Raw genomic sequence first — 2,433 nt, 5'->3', positions numbered from 1 at the left:
CGGCGGCCGAGGTCGGAACACGCGAAGCCGGTTACGTGCTGCTGCGCCTGCCCCTGGAACTGAAGGATTTATTCAGCGAATGGCTGGACGCGCACGCGCCCGGCAAGGCCAGGCACGTGCTCAACCAACTGCGCGAAACCCGGGGCGGCGCGCTGTATACCGCCGAGTTCGGCGAACGGATGAGCGGGCGCGGCACCTACGCCGAGCTGCTGGCCGACCGCTTTCGCTTGGCGTGCGAGCGCCTCGGCCTCAACCGGCGCGATCTCTCCAAGTTCGACTTTTCGCGCTTCCGCCCGCCGGTACCGCCGGGCGGGCAATTCGCGCTGTTCTGACCGCGTCGGCCATGCCGGATTTTTCGTTCGAGGACGCGGCCCTGGGCGAAGGCTACGTGCGCATCGCGGGCATCGACGAGGCCGGGCGCGGGCCCTGGGCCGGGCCGGTAATCGCCGCGGCTGTGGTCCTCGACCGCGTGCGCCTCGGCCCCGAATTGCGCGAGAGCCTCGACGATTCCAAGAAACTTTCGCCCGCGCGGCGAGGCGAATTGCTCGGGCGACTCAGGACATGCGCCCAAATCGGCATCGGCCGGGCCGAGGTCGAAGAGATCGACCGGTTGAACATTCTGCGCGCGACTTTGCTCGCCATGCGCCGGGCGCTCGACGCGCTCGCGGGGCCGCCCGATGTCGCGCTGATCGACGGCAACCGCGCGCCCGAACTGCCGTGCCCGGCGCGCTGCGTCGTCGGCGGCGACGGGCGCTCGCTCTCGATCGCGGCGGCGTCCATCGTCGCCAAGGTGACCCGCGACGCGGAAATGGCCGCGCTCGCTACGGCCTATCCCGGCTATGGCTGGGAACGGAATGCGGGCTACGGCACCGCCGAGCATCGCGCCGCGCTTCTCAGTCTGGGCCCAAGTCCGGCGCACCGCCGTTCGTTTCGTCCGATCGCCGCGCTCATCGGCGCATCCCCGTGCGCCACCAAATCTTGAGTGCTGGGAATCGCGCGCCGACGAAATCTAGCGCGTTAACCATAACGCTTTGATTCATTTGTATTTCTTGACCCGCCGGAGTCCGTGACTCATGCTCCCGCCATGACCGCGGGGGCGTCCATCAAAACCAATCGAATCATCGTCGGCGACTGCGTCGAGGTCATGAGCGCGCTGCCGGAAGCGTGCGTCGACATGGTATTCGCCGATCCGCCCTACAACCTGCAACTGGGCGGGGATTTGCTGCGCCCGAACAACAGTCGCGTCGATGGCGTCGACGACGCCTGGGATTCGTTCGCCGATTTCGCCGCCTACGACCGTTTCACGCGCGATTGGCTGGGGGCGGCGCGGCGCGTGCTCAAGCCCGACGGAACCCTGTGGACCATCGGTTCCTACCACAACATCTTCCGAGTCGGCGTCGTCCTCCAGGATCTCGGATTCTGGATCCTCAACGACGTGATTTGGCGCAAGACCAATCCGATGCCCAACTTTCGCGGCCGGCGCTTCACCAATGCTCACGAGACCTTGATCTGGTGCGCGCGCGACAAGGATTCGCGCTACCGCTTCAATTACGAGGCGATGAAAAATCTCAACGACGACCTGCAGATGCGCTCGGACTGGACCCTGCCGTTGTGCACCGGCGCCGAGCGCCTCAAGGTCGCGGGGCGCAAGGCGCACCCGACCCAGAAGCCGGAAGCCCTGCTGCACCGCGCGGTCCTCGCCGCGACCGAGCCGGGTGACGTCGTGCTCGATCCCTTCTTCGGGTCCGGCACCACCGGCGCGGTTGCCAAGAAGCTCGGCCGGAACTGGATCGGCATCGAACGCGACGCGGGCTATGCCGCGCTCGCCGAACGGCGGCTCAGGGACGTGCGCGCGGTCGCGGATCCGTCGCTGGTCAGCACCCCATCCAAGCGCGCCGAACCGCGCATCCCCTTCGGCTCGCTGGTGGAGCGCGGCCTGCTCGGCGTCGGTGCCATGCTCTACAGCCCCGAGCGGCGCCATGCCGCCCGGGTACGGGCCGACGGCACGCTGGTGACCGCCGATTTTCGCGGTTCGATCCATCAGGCGGCGGCACACGTTCAACGCCTGCCCGCCTGCAACGGCTGGCACTATTGGTGCGTGGAGGTGCGCGGTCGCCTGGTTCCCATCGACATGTTCCGCCAGAAACTGCGCGCCGAAGCCGCGTCGGGCGGTTGAGGCGCCGGGCGCCGGTCAGGTCGCCGCCGGAGTCGAGCTCGGATCCGGAGTCGACGCGGACGCCGCATCCTTCGGCTTGTTGCCGCGCCGCTCCCAACCGTCGGGCGGGGGCTTTTGCTTGCGCCGCCGGCTAGGGTCTGTACTCAATTAGGGGATTCTCAACGCTACGAAGATGTGATTCAAGCCTCCGAGGAGAACGGAGGCTGGGATGGCGCATCTTTACTGGCTGAACGACAAGGAATGGGCGCGGATCAGGC

At 67.5% G+C, this 2,433-nt stretch carries 2 protein-coding genes; both read left to right on the top strand.

Annotated features, from left to right (window positions below; all coding sequences use genetic code 11):
* Positions 1–343 precede the first annotated feature (343 nt).
* A complete protein-coding gene (locus FJ311_16205; GenBank protein ID MBM3952977.1) occupies positions 344–982 on the top strand; it encodes a ribonuclease HII in 639 nt (212 codons plus the stop codon).
* Between the two features lie 102 nt (positions 983–1,084).
* The gene (locus FJ311_16200) at positions 1,085–2,176 is read left to right on the top strand and encodes a site-specific DNA-methyltransferase (GenBank protein ID MBM3952976.1); all 1,092 of its coding nucleotides are present in this window, start codon (positions 1,085–1,087) and stop codon (positions 2,174–2,176) included.
* Positions 2,177–2,433: the final 257 nt, after the last annotated feature.

The sequence above is a fragment of the Rhodospirillales bacterium genome (assembly GCA_016872535.1).
Classification (GTDB): Bacteria; Pseudomonadota; Alphaproteobacteria; order Rhodospirillales; family 2-12-FULL-67-15; genus 2-12-FULL-67-15.
This window is presented reverse-complemented; position numbering and strand designations above follow the sequence as displayed.

Bases quoted from the DNA above. Each gene is read 5' to 3' on its own strand.
- FJ311_16200 (MBM3952976.1), top strand. From the start codon at position 1,085: ATGACCGCGGGGGCGTCCATCAAAACCAATCGAATCATCGTCGGCGAC.
- FJ311_16205 (MBM3952977.1), top strand. From the start codon at position 344: ATGCCGGATTTTTCGTTCGAGGACGCGGCCCTGGGCGAAGGCTACGTG.